At 62.8% G+C, this 22,149-nt stretch carries 16 protein-coding genes and 4 pseudogenes; 14 read left to right on the forward strand and 6 right to left on the reverse strand.

The window, feature by feature from the left end; genetic code table 11:
* Window positions 1–30: 30 nt before the first annotated feature.
* Entirely contained in the window at window positions 31–1,200 is a 1,170-nt protein-coding gene (locus tag ACQP2F_RS15960; RefSeq protein WP_433307517.1) for an IS30 family transposase, read from the reverse strand.
* A gap of 295 nt (window positions 1,201–1,495) precedes the next feature.
* Between ACQP2F_RS15960 and ACQP2F_RS15965 the strand changes: the two are divergent.
* From ACQP2F_RS15965 to ACQP2F_RS15980, 4 genes and pseudogenes are all read left to right on the forward strand, one after another.
* Window positions 1,496–1,570: pseudogene (locus tag ACQP2F_RS15965) on the forward strand (hypothetical protein); the annotation flags it as partial.
* 15 nt (window positions 1,571–1,585) lie between these two features.
* Window positions 1,586–1,822, forward strand: coding sequence for a hypothetical protein (locus ACQP2F_RS15970; protein ID WP_433304711.1), 237 nt, complete (start codon window positions 1,586–1,588; stop codon window positions 1,820–1,822).
* 30 nt (window positions 1,823–1,852) lie between these two features.
* Complete coding sequence (locus ACQP2F_RS15975) at window positions 1,853–2,194, forward strand: transposase (RefSeq protein WP_433304713.1); 342 nt, start codon at window positions 1,853–1,855, stop codon at window positions 2,192–2,194.
* A gap of 144 nt (window positions 2,195–2,338) precedes the next feature.
* Window positions 2,339–3,625, forward strand: a complete 1,287-nt coding sequence (locus ACQP2F_RS15980; RefSeq protein WP_433304715.1) for an IS256 family transposase — start codon at window positions 2,339–2,341, stop codon at window positions 3,623–3,625.
* Between the two features lie 370 nt (window positions 3,626–3,995).
* Here ACQP2F_RS15980 and ACQP2F_RS15985 read toward each other — a convergent pair whose 3' ends face one another.
* Window positions 3,996–5,117, reverse strand: coding sequence for an IS630 family transposase (locus ACQP2F_RS15985; protein WP_433304717.1), 1,122 nt, complete (start codon window positions 5,115–5,117; stop codon window positions 3,996–3,998).
* A 223-nt stretch (window positions 5,118–5,340) separates the two neighbouring features.
* On the opposite strand from ACQP2F_RS15985, the gene ACQP2F_RS15990 reads away from it, so the two are divergent.
* Window positions 5,341–6,009, forward strand: a complete 669-nt coding sequence (locus tag ACQP2F_RS15990) for a hypothetical protein (RefSeq protein WP_433304654.1) — start codon at window positions 5,341–5,343, stop codon at window positions 6,007–6,009.
* A 442-nt stretch (window positions 6,010–6,451) separates the two neighbouring features.
* Window positions 6,452–8,161 (forward strand): annotated as a pseudogene (locus ACQP2F_RS15995) (alpha/beta hydrolase).
* Between the two features lie 271 nt (window positions 8,162–8,432).
* Here the strand turns inward: ACQP2F_RS15995 and ACQP2F_RS16000 are convergent.
* Both ACQP2F_RS16000 and ACQP2F_RS16005 read right to left on the reverse strand, forming a co-directional pair.
* Window positions 8,433–9,213, reverse strand: a pseudogene (locus ACQP2F_RS16000) (transposase family protein).
* A gap of 423 nt (window positions 9,214–9,636) precedes the next feature.
* A complete protein-coding gene (locus ACQP2F_RS16005) occupies window positions 9,637–10,197 on the reverse strand; it encodes a S26 family signal peptidase (RefSeq protein ID WP_433304719.1) in 561 nt (186 codons plus the stop codon).
* A 686-nt stretch (window positions 10,198–10,883) separates the two neighbouring features.
* Between ACQP2F_RS16005 and ACQP2F_RS16010 the strand changes: the two genes are divergently transcribed.
* Both ACQP2F_RS16010 and ACQP2F_RS16015 read left to right on the forward strand, forming a co-directional pair.
* Window positions 10,884–11,498 (forward strand): IS110 family transposase, encoded by a 615-nt coding sequence (locus tag ACQP2F_RS16010; protein WP_433304720.1) that lies wholly within the window; start codon window positions 10,884–10,886, stop codon window positions 11,496–11,498.
* 38 nt (window positions 11,499–11,536) lie between these two features.
* Window positions 11,537–11,971 (forward strand): transposase, encoded by a 435-nt coding sequence (locus ACQP2F_RS16015; RefSeq protein ID WP_433304722.1) that lies wholly within the window; start codon window positions 11,537–11,539, stop codon window positions 11,969–11,971.
* Window positions 11,972–12,536: 565 nt separating this feature from the next.
* Here ACQP2F_RS16015 and ACQP2F_RS16020 read toward each other — a convergent pair.
* Window positions 12,537–14,666: a glycosyl hydrolase family 28-related protein gene (locus ACQP2F_RS16020; protein ID WP_433304724.1), complete on the reverse strand. Its 2,130-nt coding sequence runs from the start codon at window positions 14,664–14,666 to the stop codon at window positions 12,537–12,539.
* A gap of 1,498 nt (window positions 14,667–16,164) precedes the next feature.
* Here ACQP2F_RS16020 and ACQP2F_RS16025 point away from each other — a divergent pair.
* The 5 genes from ACQP2F_RS16025 to ACQP2F_RS16045 all read left to right on the forward strand — a co-directional run bounded on the left by ACQP2F_RS16025 (window position 16,165) and on the right by ACQP2F_RS16045 (window position 19,093).
* Window positions 16,165–16,863: an LmeA family phospholipid-binding protein gene (locus ACQP2F_RS16025; protein ID WP_433304726.1), complete on the forward strand. Its 699-nt coding sequence runs from the start codon at window positions 16,165–16,167 to the stop codon at window positions 16,861–16,863.
* A 465-nt stretch (window positions 16,864–17,328) separates the two neighbouring features.
* Window positions 17,329–17,613, forward strand: a complete 285-nt coding sequence (locus ACQP2F_RS16030) for a transposase (protein WP_433304729.1) — start codon at window positions 17,329–17,331, stop codon at window positions 17,611–17,613.
* Between the two features lie 27 nt (window positions 17,614–17,640).
* Window positions 17,641–18,249: a transposase gene (locus ACQP2F_RS16035; RefSeq protein ID WP_433304731.1), complete on the forward strand. Its 609-nt coding sequence runs from the start codon at window positions 17,641–17,643 to the stop codon at window positions 18,247–18,249.
* A gap of 142 nt (window positions 18,250–18,391) precedes the next feature.
* Window positions 18,392–18,637: a transposase gene (locus tag ACQP2F_RS16040; protein WP_433304733.1), complete on the forward strand. Its 246-nt coding sequence runs from the start codon at window positions 18,392–18,394 to the stop codon at window positions 18,635–18,637.
* Between the two features lie 63 nt (window positions 18,638–18,700).
* Complete coding sequence (locus ACQP2F_RS16045) at window positions 18,701–19,093, forward strand: hypothetical protein (protein ID WP_433307519.1); 393 nt, start codon at window positions 18,701–18,703, stop codon at window positions 19,091–19,093.
* 404 nt (window positions 19,094–19,497) lie between these two features.
* Here ACQP2F_RS16045 and ACQP2F_RS16050 read toward each other — a convergent pair.
* Window positions 19,498–20,094, reverse strand: a pseudogene (locus ACQP2F_RS16050) (transposase); the annotation flags it as partial.
* 721 nt (window positions 20,095–20,815) lie between these two features.
* Between ACQP2F_RS16050 and ACQP2F_RS16055 the strand changes: the two are divergent.
* Entirely contained in the window at window positions 20,816–21,826 is a 1,011-nt protein-coding gene (locus ACQP2F_RS16055; RefSeq protein WP_433304735.1) for a LysR family transcriptional regulator, read from the forward strand.
* Window positions 21,827–22,149 lie beyond the last annotated feature (323 nt).

Raw genomic sequence — 22,149 nt, forward strand, 5'->3', positions numbered from 1 at the left:
ATTCCATCGATCGTCGCAACATTGCTGGTCTCATGATGTCAGACCACCGAGGAAGACCTGCCGGGGTGTGCGCCAGCCGAGGATCTTGCGAGGTCGTTGGTTGAGCCGGTCCTCGACCGCGCGCAGCGTTTGTTGATCGTGTGTGGCCAGGCTGGTGCCCTTGGGGAAGTACTGGCGCAGCAGGCCGTTGGTGTTTTCGTTGGTGCCGCGCAGCCACGGGCTGGCCGGGCGGGCGAAGTAGATGCCGTCGCGGAAGTAGGGCGCCAGGTGATCATGGCGGGCCATCTCCGAGCCTTGGTCCCAGGTCAGGGTTAGCCGGGCAGCCTCGGGCAACTCATCGAGAACAGCGATCAGCGCGTCGTGGAGCTGGTCGGCGCGGTGGCCGCCCGGCAGGTGGATCAGGCGCAGGTAGCGGCTGGTCCGGTCGACCATGGTGCCGATCGCGCTCTGACTCATCCGGCCGACGATCAGGTCGCCCTCCCAGTCGCCTACCCGTGTCCGGCTCTCAACGATCAGTGGCCGCTGGTCGATGAGCACCGCGGGTGCGATGAACCGGCTCTGGCGAGCGTCGCTGCGCCTGCGACGCCGGCGCAGCGGACGACCGGTCCGCAGTCGGCGAGTCAACTGCCGGCTCAAACCGCCCCGCCCGCCGTGATAGAGCGCCTGGTAGATGGTCTCGTGGCAAACGTGCCAGTCCGGCTGATCCGGGAACGCCACCCGCAGATACGCGGCGATTTGCTCCGGGCTCCAGTCCTGCTCGAGCCGCTCCTGGACCAGGCCGCGCAGGTGCTGGTCCCGGTTCAGCTTTCCCCGTCGGGGACGACGGCTGCGCTGTCGCGCCCGCGCGTGAGCGAGGTCGCCGTCATAGGCCTTGTCATGCGGACGACTGTTGCGGCGCAGCTCGCGGCTGACCGTGGCCGGATCACGTTCGATCCGCCGGGCGATCTCACGGACACCCAAACCTTGCCCGCGCAGCGTGGCGATCCGCTGCCGCTCCAGTCGCGAGAGATATCGGTTCGACCGCGCCGCTTCCGCGATCCGAGCAGGCGGGATCCCACCGTTCTCGGCCCGCCACCGGTAGCCCGTCTTACGAGTGATCCCGACCAGCCGACACGCCTGCACCGTTCCGATGCCTGACAGCAACAGCTGCCAGTACCGAGCCTCAACGTCCAACTGCCGCTTACGTCCACGCCGACCCATCAACACGCCCCACATGATCAAGGGAGTGTTGCGACAAGATCTAGAACCCACGCGCCCGCAGGGGGTCCAGATTCGGCCGCCGTTGACATCTTTGAGGAGACCCGTGCCGAGAAGCTATCCACACGAGTTCCGCCGGAAGTCCTCGACCTGTTGAAGGCCGGCCGGACCGTCACCCAGCTCGCGAACGATCTGCAGATTAGCGGTCAGACGATCTACGTGTGGCGGCGGCAGGAAGCCGCCGTCAGCCCGATCGCTGCGCCACGCCTGGCTGACCGAGCAGATCCGCGCGGTCCGCCTGGCCTCCCGTGGCACCTACGGCGCGGCACGAGTCCACGCCGAGCTGCGCCTCGGTCAGGGCATCATCGTCGGGCACAACGCGGTCGAGATGCTCATGCGCCGCGCCGGGATCAAGGGCCTGCCCACCCACCGATACCGCCGGCCGCTGCGCGAGACACCGACCGCCAGTGACCTGGTCAACCGCCAGTTCGACCGCGACGCCCGGGATCTTCTGTGGGTCACCCACATCACCGGACATCTGACCCGGGAGGGCAAGGTCTACTGCGCGGTCGTGCTTGACTCGTTCTCCCGCCGCGTCGTCGGCTGGTCCATCGACGCGGCATAAACCTCGGCACTGGTCACGACCGCGCTGAGCATGGCCATCAGCAACCGCCGGACCGACGCTACGGTGATCCACTCCGATCGTGGAGTGCAATTCACGTCCTGGGCCTTTACCGAACGCGCCCGCGCGTCCGGGCTGGTGCCCTCGATGGGCACGATCGGGGACTGCTACGACAACGGCATGATCGAGTCGTTCTGGGGCCGCATGCAAACCGAACTGCTCAACCGCAAGCGGTGGAAGACCCGCATCGAGCTGGCCAACGCCATCTTCGACTACCTCGAAATCTTCCACAACCGCCAACGCCGCCACAGCTCTCTGGGCATGCTCACTCCCATCGAATACGAAAGGCTCAACACCACCCTGTCAGTCGCATAGAACCAGCTGTCACGACTCCACCAAACCCGGGGAAGATCAGCCAAACCGGGGGAACCCAGGGGGGGTTTCGATGGGCGGGACTGTGGATCTATCGGTGTTTCCGGTCTGACCCACCGGGCGTAGCCCGGCGAGAGAGGCCTCGTGATGACCGAGACACTGGATGATGTGACCCCTCGCAAGAAGAAGCCGGAGCCGTCGGCGGAGGCTGCTGCCGCAGCGGAGCTGGTGCGGCTGGCGAAGGAGCAGGGCCTGTCGCTGACCGGGCCGGACGGGCTGCTCAAACAGCTGACCAAGGCGGTCCTGGAGACCGCGTTGAACGAGGAGATGACCGAGCACCTCGGCTATGCCAAGAACGATCCGGTGGGTGCCGGATCGGGCAACGTGCGCAACGGCAGCCGGTCGAAGACGGTGCTGACCGACGTCACTGGTCACGTGCGGATCGACGTGCCCCGGGACCGGGCTGGCTCGTTCGAGCCGCAGATCGTCAAGAAACGCCAGCGCCGGCTGACTCGCGTCGACGAGATAGTCCTGTCGCTGTATGCGAAAGGCCTGAGCACGGGCGAGATCTCGGCGCATTTCGCTGAGATCTATGGCGCCTCGGTGTCGAAGGAGACGGTCTCACGGATCACCGACAAGGTGATCGAGGAGATGAACGACTGGTCCGTGCGGCCCCTGGATGCGGTCTACGCGGCCGTGTTCATCGACGCCATCGTGGTCAAGGTCCGTGACGGCCAGGTCGCGAACCGGCCGGTCTATGCCGCGATCGGGGTCACCCTCGATGGCGAGAAAGACGTCCTCGGGCTGTGGGCCGGCGCCGGCGGTGAGGGCGCCAAGTTCTGGATGAGTGTGCTGACCGACCTGCGTAACCGGGGCGTCAAAGACGTGTTCTTCGTGGTCTGCGACGGGCTCAAAGGCCTGCCCGAGGTCGTGGCGAACGTGTGGCCGCAGACGATCGTGCAGACCTGCATCATCCACCTGATCCGCAACACGTTCCGGCTGGCCTCGAGACGGGACTGGCCGGCACTGCAGCGCGATGTCCAACCGATCTACACCGCGGTGAACGCCGCCGCGGCCCGTGCGGCGTTCGAGCAACTCGCCGAGGCTTGGGGGCAGCGTTATCCAGCGGTCGTCAGGCTCTGGGACAACGCCTGGGACGAGTTCATCCCGTTTTTGGACTACGACCTGGAGATCCGCCGGGTGCTCTGCTCGACCAACGCGATCGAGAGCTTGAACGCCCGCTACCGGCGGGCGATCAAGGCCCGCGGCCACTTCCCCTCCGAACAAGCCGCCCTGAAGTGCCTCTACCTAGTCACCCGATCACTGGACCCAACCGGCCGGGGCCGGGCACGATGGGCAATGCGCTGGAAACCCGCCCTCAACGCCTTCTCCATCACCTTCGGCGACCGCTTCCCGGCTGCCGAAACCTACTAACCGAAGACGCCGGAAACACCGTTAGCGAGATAGTCCCCGATGGGCCAGCGGCGATTCGGGTGCGGGTTATCCGCACGGCTTGCTGGGTGTGCGCGATGGCGATACGCCGGGCGTGGCGACGGTGACGGCGTTGAGGGTGCGGGTCTCGCGGCGGCCACGACCGCAATCGCAGGTCCGGTCACCGGCCGGGATCTGCACCCAGAGGAGCGAACCACTCACGCCCGGCAAAAGCTCATGGATAGCGCACTGGCAATGCTGCGTTGCTAAGTTCACGCAGCCCAAGGTCCTTCACCGCGGTGGACCGGGGGAGAGGGGGAACTGACCGGCTGCAAGCCTAGTGCAATGACCACGAACGTTTGAGGTGTTGGGGTCAGGCTGCTGCCCGGCGCGGTGTCTGGCCCCAGCGTCGTTGGCGTTCGCTGCGGATGCGGGCGCGTTCGCGGCGTTGGGCTGCGAGGACGTCGGGGTGGCGGGCGTTGGCGTTGCGCCAGCGTAGGTATCGGTGCAGGTGAGCGATCAGCGCGGGGTGGTTGGGGTGGTTCGAGCCGGCGATCACGAAGGTGCGTAGCGGCCCGAACTGGGCCTCGATCGGGTTGGCCCAGGATGCGTAGGTCGGGGGTGAAGCACAGCTCGACCTTGTTCCGGCCGCCCACATCCGGATCTTCGTGCCTTTGTGCGCGGACAGGTTGTCCAGGATGACGTAGATCGGCGCCCCGTCCGGGCGTGCTCGGCGGATCGATATGAGCGCGGCCAGGGTATTCGCGGCGCTCTTGCGCCGCCGGACGACCCCCCAGAGATGATCGTCGCCGACGCTGTAGCAGCCGTGGAACTGCCGGACGCCGTGCAGCTTGTGATAGTTCGCGGGCAGCCGGCGTGGATGACCTTTCGGCGCCCAGCCGGAACCGGCCTGCGGACGGATGGCTAGGGGCCCGAACTCGTCGAACGCTAACACTCGCTGCGGGAAATAGGTGGTGACGTAATCGATGCGGGCGAGTTTCGCGTCGCGCTGCGGGTCGTTCGACTCTTTCCACGTCTTGGTCCGCTGGAAGCTGATCCCTTGCTTGATCAGCAGCAGGCGCAGCCGTTCCCGCCCCATGGCGATCGGGCGAGCGCCCAGTGTGGTGAGGTAGTCGGCGAGCTTGCGCAGGCTCCACCGGGTGAACGGGCGCCCCACCGCTTCGGGGCGGGTATTGGCCGTCGCGACGATGAACTGCTCCTCATCGCTACTGAGCAGGCGGGGACGGCCACCCGCCCACCGAGGGTCCAGGCTGGCCATCCCCATCTCGTTGGACCGGTGGATGACCTGCCGGATCGTGTCCTCGCCGACCTGGACCAGACGAGCGATTGCCGGGACGGTGTTCCCGCCGGCCGAGGCGAGCACGACCAGGGCCCGCCGTAATCGGATCGGTGAACCCGTCCCTCGACGGGTGATACGCAGCAGCTGCTGACCTTCCTGGTCGCTCAGCCGCCGCACGCGTACGGGATCTGCCACCACCACAGCCTGACCGTCACCACGCCGCCCAGCCGACAGGCCAGGCGGCGTGTCAGGCAACACCGTCAACGTTCGTGGTCACGGCACTAGCTGTGTGTCCTGGCGAGATTTGTGCTCAGTTCGCCGGTGGTGTGGTCCGGATCACTGCGGGTGCGTCAACCAGACATCCGGGCCGCGCGTGTGTGAGGCATCAACGCACCTGCCACACCAAGGAGAAACAAACATGCGTCGGACAATCGCGACGGCCTCCTGCCTGGTCGCCCTCAGCGCCATCCTCAGCGGCTGCGCCGACACCACCACCCGGCCAGCACGCCCCACCGCCAGCCCGACAGCGCCGGCCACCACCACGGCGACTACCACAGCGCCGGCCCAGCCGGTAGCCCGACGATCAACCCCGCCCACCACCCTCACCGGCGAAGACATCGCGCTACGCGGCAACGGACTCCGCGCCGTACGCTTCGGCGCCACCCCCGACAAAACCCTGCAAACCCTCAAAACCGCCTACGGCAACCCCACCGCCGACACCGGCTGGAAACCCAGCACCGACATCACCAACGGCTGCCCCGGCAACACCCTACGCATCATCTCCTGGGGCAACCTGCACCTCTACTTCACCGACGGACCCACCCAATACGCCGGACCCACCCGCCACTTCTTCGCCTACAACCTCACCCCCACCTCCGACACCACCACCCCCACCAACCTCTCCCCCGGCCAAACCCTCGCCCAACTACGCACCACCTACGGCAAACGAACAACCATCACCCCCACCGACAACGGCGCCGACTTCACCATCACCCTCCCCGAAGGCAACATCCTCGGCACCGCCACTAACCCCACCCCCACCGGCACCATCACCACCATCGAAGCAGGACAAACCTGTGAAAACTGAGCCGGGCTCCAGCACCGTCGCACGAACTCGCGCGGAACATTTCATGCGGCGAATGTCAATCTGACTTGGATCAACGGCCGGTCGCCTCACCAGCTTGTTCTGGTGTTTTTGGGAGTGCAGCAGTCCGGGCAGCAGCCCTTCGCGAAGGGGGCGACCCTGATGGCCCGACTTCAGGTGAACACGAGTAGCAGATGAGCATCTGTGGGGCGGATAGAAACGTCCTTAAATGGCTCTAGCTTGCTCGTTGGCGGTGCTTTCCATGGAACTTTGACTGCCTCACGGAACAGGAAGTCCGGGAGCTCTCAGGCTCAACAGATCTTCCCAATTTTGCATTCGCCTACTGCCATTAGTGTGCGGTTAAACTGCTGTTCAAAATAGACGAAAGGATTCGCCCATGCCTTCTCTTGGAAGGGTCTTCCTCATAGCCGGAATGGTCACCGGCATGCTCATATCGGGAGCCACGACACCCGCCTCGGCTGGGGCCAACGTGGCCGGCAACGCGTCGCGGACCTCTGTGCTGGAGCGGAAGCGGGTCGACAGGGTGCCGACGCCCAAGCTGAGTTGGTTCGATTGCTATGGCATCGCCCAGTGCGCCACCACACGGCTTCCACTCGACTACGACAAGCCAAAAGGGCCAAAGACCGAGATCGCAGTGCTGCGTATCAAGGCAAAGGACGCAAAGCACAAGATCGGAAGCCTGTTCCTCAACCCAGGCGGGCCGGGCGGCTCGGGCGTGGACATCGCGCTGGCCGCACCGCAATTCCTCAGCAAGGCGTTGCTCGACCGGTTTGACATCGTGGGGGTCGACCCGCGCGGAATCGCCAGCAGCACCAATGTCCGCTGTTTCAGGACGGTCAAGGACCAGAGCGCGGTGCTCGGCAAGATGGACGTCGCCTTCCCGTGGGGCAAGGCGGAAGAGAAGGCGTACGTCGCGGCGGCCAAGCAGTTCGGCAAGGCCTGCTCGACGAATGGCAAGCCGTTGTCCGGTTCTGTGTCGACCGCCGAGGTGGTGCGCGACATAGACGTTCTGCGCCGGGCTGTAGGTGACAAGAAGCTTAGCTTTTTGGGATTCAGCTACGGCACCGCGATCGGACAGTACTACGCAAACATATTTCCCGACCGGTTCCGTGCGGTCGCGGTAGACGGCGTGCTCGACCCGCAGCGCTGGGTCGGCACCAAGAAGGCCGGGACGCTCGAGCAAGACAAGCGGCTGCGCTCGGCCGACGGCGCGTACCGTGCGCTCCAGGAGATTCTGAAGCGTTGTGATGCGGTTGGCGAGAAGTACTGCGCGTTTGCGGCCGGTGATCCGGTTAAAAAGTTCGACCTGATCGCGCGGAAGCTGCGGCAGAAGCCGCTGGTGATCACGGACGAGTTAGGTTCCTACACGGTCACCTACGCGGACTTCGTGGGCGGTATCCTTGGCGACCTGTACGACGTGGGAGCCGGCGATTGGGTCACCCAAGACGCGCAGTACTTCTACACGCTGCTCGCAACCGGCAGCCCGTCCGCGAAGGCCACCGCGAGGACCGCACTGATCCAGCGGATCAAGAACGTGCGGAAGCAGAAGACGCCGGGCAGGGACTTCCCGTACGACAACAACTTCGAGTCCTTCGCGGCGGTGGACTGCACCGACGCTCTGCACCCGACGGACGCGAGCCTATGGCCGGGGCTGATGGCGAAGGCCGACAAGCGGGCGCCCTACTTCGGACGAGCCTGGGGCTGGTCGACAGCCCAGTGCGCGCGGAACACCTGGACTGTCCGGGACGAGGATGCGTATACCGGGCCGTGGAACCGGAAGACCGTCGCGCCAGTGCTGATCGTCGGCACGAAGTGGGACCCGGCGACCAATTACGACGACGCAGTCTCAGCTTCGAAGCGGCTGCCGAACAGCCGGCTACTGTCGAGCACGAACTGAGGGCACACCACGTACGGTACGTCCGCTTGCGCCACCGATGCGATCAACCGTTACCTAATCAAGGGTACGTTACCGGCCAGGGGTACTGTATGTGAGGGTGCTTACCAGCCTTTCCTTAAGTCGTTAGCGGATGACGCCAACGGACTGAGCGCATCAGTGCACACGGCGCTGGCACCGGTGACGCGGCCGCAGGTATCCGGCCCGCCGATGCCGTCGACGCTAAACGGCACCCGCTAAGTAGGTCGATCAATAGCAAACGTCAGGGAGCTGAGCGCAGCGCTTTGCACAAGGGCGCTGCGCACAGCGCAAGTATCAAGGCCTCGCAACGTAAAGGAGGCGGGCTCCAGGTTCACGAGATGATCGATACGCGGTAATTTTCTACTATTGTATCAATTTCTTGGCCCTCGCCATTCACCGATGACCGCGGCGCTGACTGCTCTATCTGAAAACGCGCACCCGATTGGCGAAATCAGGCGCGACGCAGGCCAGCCAATGATGGAGCCCCTTTTCATCCTGCGTAGCGGTTCGCTTCGACGCGGTGCGGGACGTGGATGGCCTGCATGGTCGCGGTCGCTCGGCGGGCGGCAGCGGAGCTTGACCAGGATCCTCCAGGTCTTGGGGTGGCGTTTGCGCGTTCACCACGGGCACGGGTACGCGCGAGTGAGCGGTTTACGGCTTTCTGTCGGCGGGACAGTTTCGGCCAGTAGCGGTGGCGTTTGAACGCAGTCCGGATGCTGCCGCGAGTTCCGTGGTAGGCCTTGTCGGCGAAGGTCATCACGTTCACGTTGCTCAGGGCGTCGACGATGCCGTGGTTCCGGGCGGCGGTCAGGTCATGCGTTGAGCCGGGCAACGCAGCGGACGCCCAGATCAGCCGGCCGGCGGGATCGGCGATGACCTGCACGTTCACGCCGTGGCGTCGATGTTTGCCGGAGTAGTAGGGCTTCTGGTCGGCTACTCGGTTCGATCGGGATGAGGGTGCCGTTGAGGATCGCGTTCGCCAGGCCGCGGATCCTGGCCATCGCGGTGTCCAAGTCGTCGGCGGTCGAGGCGAGCAGGTCGACGGCCTCCCGGACATGTCGCCAGGCGGTAGAGACAACGATCTGGAAACCGTAGGCCAGCCGGGTGTAGGTGTCGCTGTTACGTAGGTGGTTCAGGGCGAGCAGGGCCTGCCGGCCGGGGTCGAGGCGCCGCCATCGGGAGCGGCGCTGTTCGCGGTGTCGCCGGATGAGGTCGGCGAGGTGGTTCAGGGTCCCGGTGGACAGTGGAATCGCGGCAGGGTAAGACAGCACAGCGAGGCTCCCGGTTGGGGCGTCGGATCTTGGTCGACTGCTGTCTTACCGGGAGCTTCGTCCTATATAGACAACCGGGTCGTCGCACCTACTGTGACCTGCACCGTCAAGATGAAAATGGCTCATGGTATCGGTGCTACGACCCGGCCTGGGTGGCGGAGCGGATAATGGCTGCGCACAACCCCTTCGTCGAGGACGGCCCCAAGCGGTCAAGTCGGTCTCGCAGATGCATGGAGAAGCACTGGTCTATCCGACCCTGGATAGGTAGCGAGGTTGATCTTTCTAGCCCGGCCCACTGTCGCAAGGCAGCGGTCGGAATTTCCGCGAAAATCAAGCCCTCGAACGGCGCCGATACGGCCGCGGCAAGATAAGCCTGCTCAGCATTGCCCTGGCAGTGTGTACGAAGGGTGGCGCGACCGGCGCCTATTTGCCGGAAGCCAGCATCGGAACTCGAGCCTCCTTCTTTGCGGCACGACTTCGTGTAACGTCTGGGCGCATGATTTTAGCGGTAGGCTTGAAGGGCCTTTTGCTGTCGGGTTTGGTGCCCTTTGGTTGCCAAGCGACCAGCGCGGAGAAAAATGCTATTGCGACAACAGCAGAGCCAAATTTTCGCTGCTTTATCCAAAGAAATGGAAGACCGATAGCCGGTACGCGCAGCCGCGCCACGCCTACTAGATCGCTTATTGGAACCGAATCTGTGTCGGGCAGCGCGTTGCTGTCGCCTTGCAGAACCATCGCGCCATCACTGGTGTAATCTACGAGGCGGTGCATCAACAGCCGGCCCTGTTCTGCTGGGTCGTTAACCAGGACGACAGTCCCGAGGGCAAGCTTTCCGCGCGCTCGATCCTCTACCGGCGCGGCTGACACAACGTCGCCTGGATGAACCGTCGGAAGCATCGACCCGGAAACTACGACGACGGTAGTCCATCCCCACAGCATTGGCAGAATCAATATAAATATTGATCCACAAAGCAACGCCAGCATGGCGTGTTGGAGGCCTCCTATAAGAGCGATCAAGGTTCGAAGATTGCGCCCGCTTCCCCGGTCAGAAAATGCTATCGAGACGTCCGACACCGTGGTGCCCGTCGCCGTCTCAGTTATCAGCAAGGGTGTCCGGCGCGGAGGACGTCGCAAAGCTCGCATCTATGTTTCCTTCCGCCAGTAGACGTCTAGTTAGTATGGACCCCGTCCTCCTAGTCCACGTCGCTTTCAGCTGCAAGCACCTAGCGTTTGGCTGCAAGAGAGAAGTCCAACCTCTTGGCACTTCGTGGGGGACGTCAGACACAAACGAGCCGGGGAGCCTGGGCGTGAAGGACGGGGCGTACTGACCGGTCGCCGAGGCTCACGGGCCCTGTGTTCATTCAAGTATGGACTGCCGCACCTCGCGGCTTCTGCACGCATAGACAGCGGTCATCCGGAAGAGCGGTGCTCGAAACCTGTTGACGAGCATAAGAGGCGTATCCTCCTATGAGTCCCAGACCAGCAATAGATTAGAGGCCGGCCGCGCGTCAACGCGGGTGGGAGGGTACGCCCGCGCTTGCCCTAGACGCTATGGAGTGATCGCTTACTGGTGGTGAGCGGTTGCGGGCCGGGGCCTCACTCACCCATGTTCGTGGGTTACCGGGCGGGGCTGGCCTGCTCGGCCTATCCGACGGTGGTGGGAGGCCCCGGTGTTCATTGAGCGTACGAGTGTGGGGCTGGACGTGCACGCCCGTTGGGTTGCCGCGGCGGCGATCGACGGTGACACGGGCACGGTGGTTCAGTGTCGGTCCACGCCTTCGTTTGAGCAGTTCTGGTCGTGGCTGGCCGAGCGGGCCGGCCCGGTGGCGGTGGTGTATGAGGCCGGCCCGACCGGGTTCGGGCTCTACCGGCAGCTGACCACGGCGGGGATCCGGTGTGAGGTGGCCGCGCCGAGCAAGCTGCAGCGGCCGGCCGGTGACCGGGTCAAGACCGACATGCGCGACGCGTTGGGGCTGGCCCGGCTGCTGCGGCTGGACGAGATCGTCTCGGTCAGTGTTCCCACGGCTGAGCAGGAAGCCGCCCGGGACCTGGTCCGGGCCCGGGAAGACTGCCGTTGTGATCTGATGCAGGCCAGGCATCGGTTGTCGAAGCTGCTGTTGCGGCACGGCATCTACTACGGCGGTGCCGCCTGGACCGGTAAGCACGACAACTGGCTGCGCCATGACGCGCTGCGGCAGTTGAGCGGAGCGACCCGGATGGCGTTCGACGCGGATTACGAGACTGTCCAGTTCGTCAAGGGCCGCCGGACCGGCTCGACGCTCTGATCGAACAGCTCGTCGGCGACAGTGCGTTTACCCCGCTGGTGCGCTGGCTGGGCTGCCTGCGCGGGCTCAGCAGCCTGACCGGGTTCGCCCTGGCGGTCGAGATCGGCGACTGGGACAGGTTCACCGGCGCCAGTATCGGCGCCTTTGTCGGGCTGACCTCGGCCGAGTACTCCTCCGGCACCAGCCGCACGCTCGGGCCGATCACCAAGAACGGTAACCGGCACGTGCGGCGGCTGCTGGTCGAGGCCGCCTGGCACCACCGCGCCCGTTACCGGCCCGGCAAAGTCATGCGCAACCGCTGGGCGCGGGCATCCGCGGCCGCGCAAGCCCGCGGCGATCAGGGCAACCGGCGGCTGCACCAGCGGTGGGTCAGCTTCCTCGAGCACCGCAAACGCGACACCGTCGCCAACACGGCGATCGCCCGTGAAATGGCCGGCTGGTACTGGCCACTGGCCACCCTCGAGCAGCCATAACCGCCCTATGGCCGTTTCGCCGGCTACCGCCTGGCGGCAGCGCGTGGAGCGACCCGCGCCACAACTATGAGCACCCTGACAGGGGTCACGCTCGCTCCTAGACACGCGGCAGCGCTCCAGCCGAAACGCCGTCCTGCGGTAACCAACCCGCGCATATTAGTCTTGACCGCACGTCGCCCACGACACGCTCACCAGAAACCGGCGCCGGCGAAACACGAGGCGCCCGCCCGGCGAAAGCCGCGACGGGCGCCCCACCATGCCCTTGACAAGACGCCCCTACATATCAGTAGTCCAGCAACGTACATGGCAAGCAGACGCGGAGTTGCACTCCCTTGATGGTCGACGATTGGGTAGTCCCTCGCCTCCCGGCGCCAGTCAGGCAGGTGAACGGTGGTTGCCGCATACGGGGGCCGAAACTCTCCGCCCGAGCGCAGCATGCCACCGTTCTCCGCGGCCTTAATGAGATGCCGCGATTCTGCAGTGACCGCAACCGAGCACTCATGGTGCACCGAATCCTACGGCGTTCACCGAAAGCGGCCTATCGGTGAATGAGCGTAGCCCGTGCTTAGCTCGCGAAGAAGGACACGTGGATTCCTGCTCCCCGGCGCGCGAAATCTTGACCCTTCGCAACGCTAGATGTGCCGTCCCGCGTCGAACAAATAACGCTATTATAGCTCTTTCTTGGCTCGAATGCGGTGACGGCAAAGCTGAGCCTAAGCGACGACTGATCGGACTGAATGGCGCATCCCTGCGTAGGCTGAACATTGTTGGGTAGCAGGTTGCCTCCGATAAGCTCGACCATGGTGCCATTGCGCGCATCCAAAACGTTTCGCATGCCCTCCAACTTGAGTCCCAAAATCCAGAGGTTCGCGCTCGAGGCCGTGATCATAGACTTTCCGGCAACGAACTGAGCTTCCGGATCCAGTTGACGAGCATAGAAGTTTTTCGTGTGAAGGATACTCCAGTTGCCGGCAGCGACGTCTTCTACGAAAGCGGTCTGCGCCCGTGGCGTGTCGTCGTAGAAGGTCATTTCGCCGTCTTTTGCCGCGCTGATAACAGTCATATTCTGGAGCGCGATGGGGCGAGGTGTGTCATTGCGGAATAGCACAGCACCGCGCGTGTTGCCGGTGGACGTGCCCCCGAGCGTGAAGCGGTCGACGACAAGCGGGCTGTCAGTGCTGGCGCCGCCTACCACATCGAAGAGCGGCTGCTTGGCTCGGTCGTCATCAAATGTCTCGTTCCGGCCTATCATCAACCTCGAAGACATTCCGATTATGCAATGCACGTGAGGAGACACGGTGAGCCTCCCCGTTACCACATAATAGTCCTGGGGAAATATTACGACCGGCATACCCGAATCAAGCGCGCGCTGGATAGCCTTCGTCGAGTCCGCACCCCGAACATAGCCATAATCTTTGACATTAGCCCACTTGGAAACGTCGTTGTCGCGACATTGTGGGGTTTCCTCGACGGGAATACGTGGTGCCGGCCGAGCGCTGCGCGGCCCGTATCTGGTTGATGCGTAGTCGGAGACGGCGGACGAAGCTATCTTGTTGCCCCTATCCAAGATCGCCGTGCGGTAACCGACGATGCGAACGTTATCGACATACATACCACCCTTACTGTACGTCGTCCGACTGCCGCCATTGACTATTGCGGCATTTTGTGGCGCACCGCCCTGCAACACGCTGTCAACTATGGCGACCATACCGAGAGTTTCCCCGTTGGCTCCAAATTTGCCGTCGGCATTGATGACGGCGGGTACCGCATTGTCGCTTTTCAGGTCACGGACGCCGATGCTGCACCCCTGACACCGGAGGCAAGTCACGCGCTGCCCAGCGCAGCGAATGTGTTCGTACGTGAGGGAGGTTGTCATGGTGCCTTGATCGATGCCCACATCGCAGCCTTCGATTTTGACATTCGACACCATCGCCGGTCCCACTCCTAGACGCGTCGCGCGCAGGCCCGCATTTCCGCTTCCTGGGGCACATCTCAGGATGACGTTACGAATCATTCCTGTGTTAGTTGCGACGTAATCGATCGGGGCCGCTTTTGGATTCCCCTCGGCAATAGATACGGTGATGTTGAACAAGTAGTTGTCAAAGGCATCCATCGATCCGCAGGAGTCGGCTCGGTTTGCCTTCTCTGCGGCACTCATGCGGCCATGCACCGGTGAGCACCATGACAGTGTTGCACTTTGCCCGGAGTTCGGTGCGAGCCGAATCTCAGTCGTATCACGATTGAGACCCGCAATCGCGACACGGTTCAACGGATTGCCGTTCGAGTCGCGCTCGGCGATTGTTTTCGTTGTCAGATAAACGCCAGGGCTGAAGAAGAGCGTCTTGTCTTTGCCAGCGTTTTCCGACATTGCCCTCTGAAGCCCAACAGAGTCGTCAGTGCGGCCGTCGCCCTTGAGGCCGTACTCCTTTTTGACATCCACAACCGTTCCACCTGGATAGGGTGTGTCGACGGCGCTGTGGTCGATTGCGATTTCGGCCTCGTCGTTGGATATAGGTCCCTCTCCGGCCGGAATTGGGGTCGATGTTGAGGTAGGAGAGGGCTGGACAGTGCTAGGCGAGGGGTGCGAGGAGTGCGTCCGCGCTGGCTTGCCGACCTCGTCGTTGGTGGGTTGGCACGCAGTCAGCGTCGCTGCTGCGGTCAACAACAGCACGATTTTCAACACTTTCGGTCGCATCATTGCTGCTCCGCTTTAATGAGTATCACTGCATTTTCCGCATGAAGATTGGGTCTGATCACCGAGGCTCCGGCATTCCCTTATTCGCTACGTGGCGGTAGTGGGATGTGCCGGGGGAGAGGCGAGTCGGAACCATGAGACCGTCCTACATTATCTGTATTGTCAAGAGTGCTGGGGCAAGAGGAAATTAAGTTCCTCTTAAGCCACAGGCGCCTGTCGTCGTAGGGCGAGCACCAGTTGTTCGACAATTCGCCTGCCCAACTCACTCACCGAGTGCGCGGCTCCACCGAAAGTAGCGGACGGCTAAAGTTCTTTTTAAATGGCCGCGACCCTCGGCGCTCCTCTTACAGCCTTTCTGAGTTGGAATAACAGAAATAGGGCAATAGTATAGATGCTAGCTATCGCTCAGATTCGACATCGCCCACGCTCATGTCGGCCTTGAATCTTCGAGCGTTCGGATGGAGTATGTTCCACGCTGCGCGACAAGGGTGTGCTCGCATGGTTGCGCAAAGTCGGCGCCTTGAGAGGGTTGCCGCGAGGCCGCGCCAGGAGTCCAGCTAAGCAACAGGACAAGGATGAGTCGATGGAACATGAAGCGATGCGACGTCGTCAGACTCAACCCAGCGCGCCCCAAGGCGATACTCGGCTTCTGGCCGATCGAGATGATCCGTCTTCGTCCGGCAGCGAACGTCGCCGCCACCTCGCCGGCCCCGCACGTCGCCGGCGTAGGGTCGCAGTTGGAGCTGCAAAAAGTCAGGGGCTGCTGTCCCCGGCGTCCTTGGCGTTGATAGCGTTTGCAGTCGTCTCTCTCGCGACAGGTGGCTATGTCATCGGAACCCGTTTCCCACCTCACACCTCCTGGGTCGAAGGCGCTAGCCCGAGCGCGCCTCCTCACGTCGAGACGATGCCCGCTCCAGCTACACCCACAGCCGGCGAGCACGGCCCAATTGCCTCACGGGCCGTGCTGCCAGCGGCCACCAGCTCCATTCCCCAAAGCGTGCCGACTAGTAGCAGCAAGGTTGTACCCGACAGCAATCGCAAAAGCCCTGAAAATGTGTCCAACGCTTTCTGCGAGGCCCTGCAGGCTCGTTCGGACCTAATCGCATCGCTTCAACAGGAAACCGCATATCAAGCGAATCCCCAGACACTGGTGCCCCGAATTCGATCTGTCTCCCGAAGGCTGACCGCGGATCCGCCTCAGGTTCTTGTTGACGCTGTGGACGTTGTGGCTCGCTTCGCATCTGACGCGATAGATATAATTGATCAGGCGGGCGCTGAAATCACTGACGCTGACATTCTTAAGATTGTCAGCTTGATGGCAAATCCGGACGTGCAGCGAGCCGACGCTGCTCTCACGGCCTGGCAGCAAGTAAATTGTCTGTAGGGGGCCGTCGTGCCTAGTAGAGGTAGAGGGCTGCACGCTAGTCCGAAGCCCCCACGACACGTCGAACCACTTCAGCGCACGGTCGGAGCGCGGCAGAGATTTGTCCGATTTCTGGTGTCTGCTGTCGTCGCGGCCAATCTGTCCATTCTTCTGAACCACTACGGGGCAAAGGCGGCCGCGGGATTCATTGACGCGCAAATTTCAAGCGGCTTGGAATCGGCCGGAATTGGTCCGGCTTCCGCACATGTTTCCTTTGGCGACGGTCTCTTCCTCCCTCAGCTAGCACATGGTAGATACCGTCTAGTGATTGTGGACATCGGGAATATGCCGCTCGCCGCCGGTGACGGCCAGTTCGTCAAAATTGAACAACTGCATGTCGAGGCGCGCGACATACGGGTGTCTCTGGGCGACTGGAATACGCTGGTCGTAGGTTCACTCCGCGGCACCGCCCTGATAAGTTACAAGCAAATCGGACAATATCTGGATCAATTCGGATTGAAATTGTCATATTACAGCGATAAGTTGCATGTTTATGGTGAGTTGCAGATCCTTGGTCGGGATCTGACCATCTCCGGAGTGGCCGTCCTCCGACTGTCCGACAACAAGGTTAACGTTCATTTGGTGGACGTGGAGGTGGATGGAGACAGCAAGGTCCTGGATGAAGACCTTGTTAAGGCGTACGCGCAGAGCTACTCGTCAACTTTCGCAATTCCACCCCTACCATACAGTCTCTCCGTTTCGCGAATCGTTCCAACTTCGTCCGGCGTATCGGTAGTACTGTCTGGTCGCGACGTTGTGCTTCCGAAGAGCTAGCCTGGCTGGCTGCCGCCCAAACGTATGTTGGTCATCGTCTTTATAGTTCTGATGTGATCTGTTCGGCTAGTTGATGATTTGGCAATCCTTACCATCGGTAGGTCGTCTTCTGGAAATGTCCTGAAACGAGGTTGCCCTACGCGATCGCGGCTGCCGATATGAATTGCAGCGCAACGTGGTCAGGCGTTCTCAGTTTAGAGGTTTGCGTGGGCGCAGTCACCGATGGTGCGGATATGGCGTTCACCGCAGCATCGTTGAGTCATGACTTTCACCGCCGCTGAAAGATGCTGTTAAGGCCGTCCCTGTCCGCCCTCGGCTGGCTGGCAGAGCCCGTTTGATGTTCGCTGCTGGGTGTAATTCGTGAAGATGCGGTCTTACAGGGCGTTCTTAGTGCGTGTTTGAAAAGTTCTCATGTAGACGGTGTGGCGGCGTGATCAAGATTCCCGGGTAGGGCAGGGTTGCGTGGTGTCATCGCGCCGTGGGTACCCGTCCGTCCTGACCGGCGCCCGGTGGGACTTGGTCAAGGACGTGCTTCCGGAGCCCAGCGGTGACGGGCGGCCGGAGAAGCGCCCGTGGCGGGAGGTCGTCAACGCGATCTTGTATTCGGTCCGTTCGGGTTGTCCGTGGTGGTATCTGCCGGCAGGCCTGCCGCCGTGGCGGACGGTGTACTGGTACTTCGGACGGTGGGAAGACGCCGGTGTGATCGAGGAACTGCTCGCCAAGCTGCGGGTCAAGGCGCGGGTTGCCTAAGGCCGCGGGCCCGAGCCGTCAGCCGGTGTGCTCGAGTCGCAGAGCGTTGAAGGCGCCGACACGGTCGGGGGAGACTCCGGCGGCTACGACGCCGGTAGTAAGGTCGGCGGCCGTAAGTGTTTCATCGTCACGGACACCGCCGGCCTGCTGATTTCGGTCGTCGTGCTGGCCGCTTGCTGGCAGGACCGTGACGGCGGCAAGACCGCCCTGCTCAGCCTTTATCTGAGCGGCCCGGTCCGGTACGTCTTCGCCGGCCAGGGCTTCGCCGGCCGGTTCGTCGCGTGGGCCGGCGCCACTTGCAAGACCACCGTCGAGATCGTGCGTGAACCTGCCGGGCAGCGCGGCTTCGCCGTCCATCCTCGCCGCTGGGTGGTCGGGGCGAATCTTGGCCTGGTTCACCGCGCACCGTCGGGTGGCCGGCGACTACGCGCGCCAACCGGAGGTTTCCGAGGCGATCATCCGCTGGGCCGCCATCAACGGCATGCTCCGCCGGATCACCCGCGGACGATCCGCCCGACGCCAACCCCGCCGCACCTTCACCTGCGCGTTGATCAACATCTCAAACACGCACTCAGAACGTATTTTAGAGGTGAGTCGGACGGCGTGTCCGGCTTCACGGTCGGCGGCGCTCGATAGATCGGTGTGGTGCGTAAGCGCCGGTATCCGTCTGACCTACCTTGCGCATAGTGGGAGATCGTCGAGCCGTTGTTGCCGCTGTCCATGTGGGGGCCCGCCGTTCAAGCACGATCGCCGCGACATCGTCGATGCGATCGTGTACGTGGTCCGGACCGGTTGCGCGTGGCGGTATCTGCCGGTCGACTTCCCACCCTGGCAGACGGTGTACGGGCACTTCAAGCAGTTCAACGAGCGCGGCACCACCGAGCGGATCCTCGACGAGCTACGCGAGCAGGTCCGCACCCCTGAGGGCCGTGACCCGCCAGCCGAGCGCGGGGATCATCGACGCGCAGTCGGTGAAAAGGGCCGACACCGGCGGCGCCGAGACCCGCGGGTACGACGCGGGTAAAAGGTCAACGGCCGTAATCGGTTCATCGTCACCGACACGCTCGGCTTGCTGGTCGTGGTGTGTGTGATGGCGGCGTCATGGCAGGACCGCGACGGCGGTAAATCGGTCCGGCTCAGCGCTTATCTGCGCTCGCCGATCCGGCAGCTCTTTGCCGATCAAGGCTTCGCCGGCCGGCTGGTCGACTGGGCCGTCCAGTACCTGCACACCACCACCGTGGAGATGGTCCGCAAGCCGGCCGAACAGCGCGGCTTCGCAGTGCACCCGCGCCGCTGGGTGGTGCAACGGACGCCGTCCTGGCTGACCGCGCACCGGCGCCTGGCCCGCGACTACGAACGCGAGCCGCAGGTCGCCGAACACATGATCCGCTGGGCCGCGATCGGCGGCATGCTCAACCGGCTCGCCCGCGGCGGACCCGCCATCCGCCAGACCCGCTACGAGATCGACGCACCCAATTAACACTGATCTAAAACACCTTCTCAGTGATATTTGCTTATTAGGTTGGGGGTCGGACCTGCCTCTGTCGGTGGCTTGATCAGAGATTGATAGGTCAAGGAAAGTCGTGGTTTCCATAGCGGCCAGTGGTGTGGGAGGCTGTGCGAGGACTCGGTACGGGCGAGGCACATCATCATCTGTACCGGATAGGTAATCGCTCGTTGATTTTGGGCGCTGAAACCTGCGATGTCGACGGTCCTAGGAGATCAGGCGTCCTGAAATATCGTGGCGAACAAGCACCACCCGGAGTACAAAGCTAACGTGGTGGCGCTCTGCCGTTCTCGGCCGGGCGCGGCGATCGCCTCCACTGCCGTCGACTGGAGGGCAGGGGACTCGGCAAGCGACGCGGTCGTGTTCTTTCGGTCGAGCTCGAGCTGCGTGTTGCCGCCTTTGGGTGAGTGCTCACTGCGGATGGAGATGCCGGAACGGCGGTTGACCGGTGCCAAGCCGGCGTAGGCGGCCAGGTGCCCGGGTGTGGGAAAGGCGGTGCCGTCGCCGACTTCGAGCAGGATCCGGGGGGCGGTCCTGACCCCGATGCCGGGCATCGAGGTCAGGATCCGGGCAAGAGGGTGCGCATCAAGGATTCCTTCGACCTTACCGGCGACCTGATCACGCTGCTGAAGGATGTAGCGGAGACTGTCGGCCAGCCGGGGCAGGATCCTCTCTGCCGCTGTTGTGCCCGGGACGGTCACGGTCTGCTCGTCGAGGGCAGCCAGGATCTGATCGACAAGGCGTTCACCCATGCGTGGGGCGTTCTTGGCGCGATCTCCAGCAGCTTGGATCGGCCGGCTTTGCGCAGCGCAGCTGGCCCGCCACAGCGCGACAGCAGCTCGAGGACGGCTTTGTGTTGCACCCTCGGTCCAAGGACGCGTTCCAGCGCGGGGTGGATCTGGGTAAGCGGGCCCACGGATCCGGTTGGAGACGCGGGTGGCTTCGTCGGCGAGGTCGTCGTCGAAGCCTACCAACGTCCTCCAGCGAGGGGGGCTCCCACGAGCTCGACGCGGATCGGGATCCGCCAGTGTAACCAATTCACCAGGGCCGCGACATCGTCGAAGACTGAATCGGCTGGTGCAGTTGCTCGGCGTCGTCGCACAGCTGGTCGCCTCCACAAGATGATGCGGAGTTGGATGTTCTGAGCCAGCAGATCGACCGATCGCCGCGCGGGTCGAGGGCTCAGCCCACGAGCCGGCCCGAGGACCGCTATCGAAGTAAAGAGTTGAGGCGATAGGGACGAAGCGCTGAAAGACCTCTATCCTGCACGAGGTGCTCATGCGCAAAAGTCTCCGCCATACTGGTGCGACTCCCTGACGATAGCGCCTGCGACGTACGCGCGGAAGATCGGCGAGGCGCTTGTCCATAGGAGTGTCTGAAGCGTGCGGTGAGCTTGACCGTCGACGGTATGGACAGACCAAGGCAGTTCGCGAACGTCACCTCTCCGATCGGCTCTGGGACGATGGAGCATCGCGAACGGGTCCGCGTCTACTTTGCGCCCGATGGAACCAGGTCAACTCCTCTGTGGGCCCCTGTTTTCTGTTAGGTGGGGCGGCAGAGCTGTACGCGAGCAAGATTCGCAAGCTCATGAAGTTATGTGGAAGTTCCATCAATGCCGTGAGGTAGGTAAGGTGTAGGTATGCATGTGCTTCAGGACCTCGGCACGCAACCGTCGTCGGAGTAGCATCATCTTCGATGAACTGGGAAGATCTATTAACCTTCAAAGCTCTCGCGGAGCAGCGCAGCTTGACCGCAGCGGCTCAAACGCTGTATCTGTCGCCGCCGACGGTTTCGCAGCGTATATCGCGCCTCGAAGCGGAGTTGGGCTGTAAAGTTCTCGAGCGAAGCGGCCGCTCTCTGCGTCTCACGCGCGCCGGTCAGATTCTTTCCGAGTTCGCGCACGACGCCTTCGAATCCTTTGCCGAGTTGCGCTTGCATCTCGATGCGCAGCAGGGTCAGTCGGCTTCGATCCTAGATCTTTCTATCGGTGTTGTGAGGGTGGATACCACGGACCTTTTTGGTCCATTGCAAGAATCTATTCCTCAAGCAGCATGGACCAGTTGGTCCTTTAATACGGTGCCGGAAGCGTTCGATGCTCTAATGCAGGGCCGAGTCGATTTTATCCTGTGGGCTGACTGGCTTTCCATGTGGTTCAATGACGTCGATCCGAGTGTTGCCGAAAGTTCGGAATCTGTCGTCCTCGTCGATGAGCCCCAGTGGGTGTACTTGTCCTCCGATTTGCCGCTCGCGCGGCAACCTTCAATCGACGTTCGCGATCTGGCCCGGTCGGGCTGGATTTCTTCACCCGTCGAGGTGCCTTCTCGGGTGCTACGTCATATAGCTATGGAAATCGGGGGATTTCCCCCGCGGATCGTCCATACGTCGGATGACGGGCGTAGCGCAATGAGTCTCATCGCTGCCGGCCTTGCTGTCGATATAGGGCCACCTCCTTGCGGGCCGCTTGGCCTTGGGATTTCCGCAAGACCGTTGACGGCGGCGCCTCCTACGCGAATATCGCTAACCCGTCGAAAGGGGGAGCATGCGTTCGGCGAATTGTTCGAGCGACTTCGGCGCCATATCGCCCAGTGGTATGTCCTAGGCTACCGGGACGCCAATGTCGAATATTGGGAGTATCTCCAAGCGAACGCGCAGTCCGCTCCAGGTTTAAGGGACGTCATAAGATGGGCGTCATCGGAAACGCAGTGACGGATGTGACGACGGCGATGCGCTGACAGGTGCCTCAATCTTCAGCAAGCGGCCCCGATCCCATGTATTGCGACCGATAAGTCCAACAAGAGCGCCGCGTTCAGCACTTTTCATCACGGCCCGAGCGTTTACGTTTATGGCCGTTATGGGTTGCCGCCTTCGGCCGTCCATCTTCAGCGATGATGTCAAGGTGACCACGGCTCAGCGGACATAAAATCGTCACAAGCTACCGACTGGTGGCTCCGGATGGTTCGGCCCGAGTCCATCGATCGGCATGCCCCCTTTGCTGTTGCCTGGTCCGCATTCGTGACCTTATGTTCCTC

Source organism: Actinoplanes sp. CA-030573 (assembly GCF_050951115.1).
Lineage (GTDB): Bacteria > Actinomycetota > Actinomycetes > Mycobacteriales > Micromonosporaceae > Actinoplanes.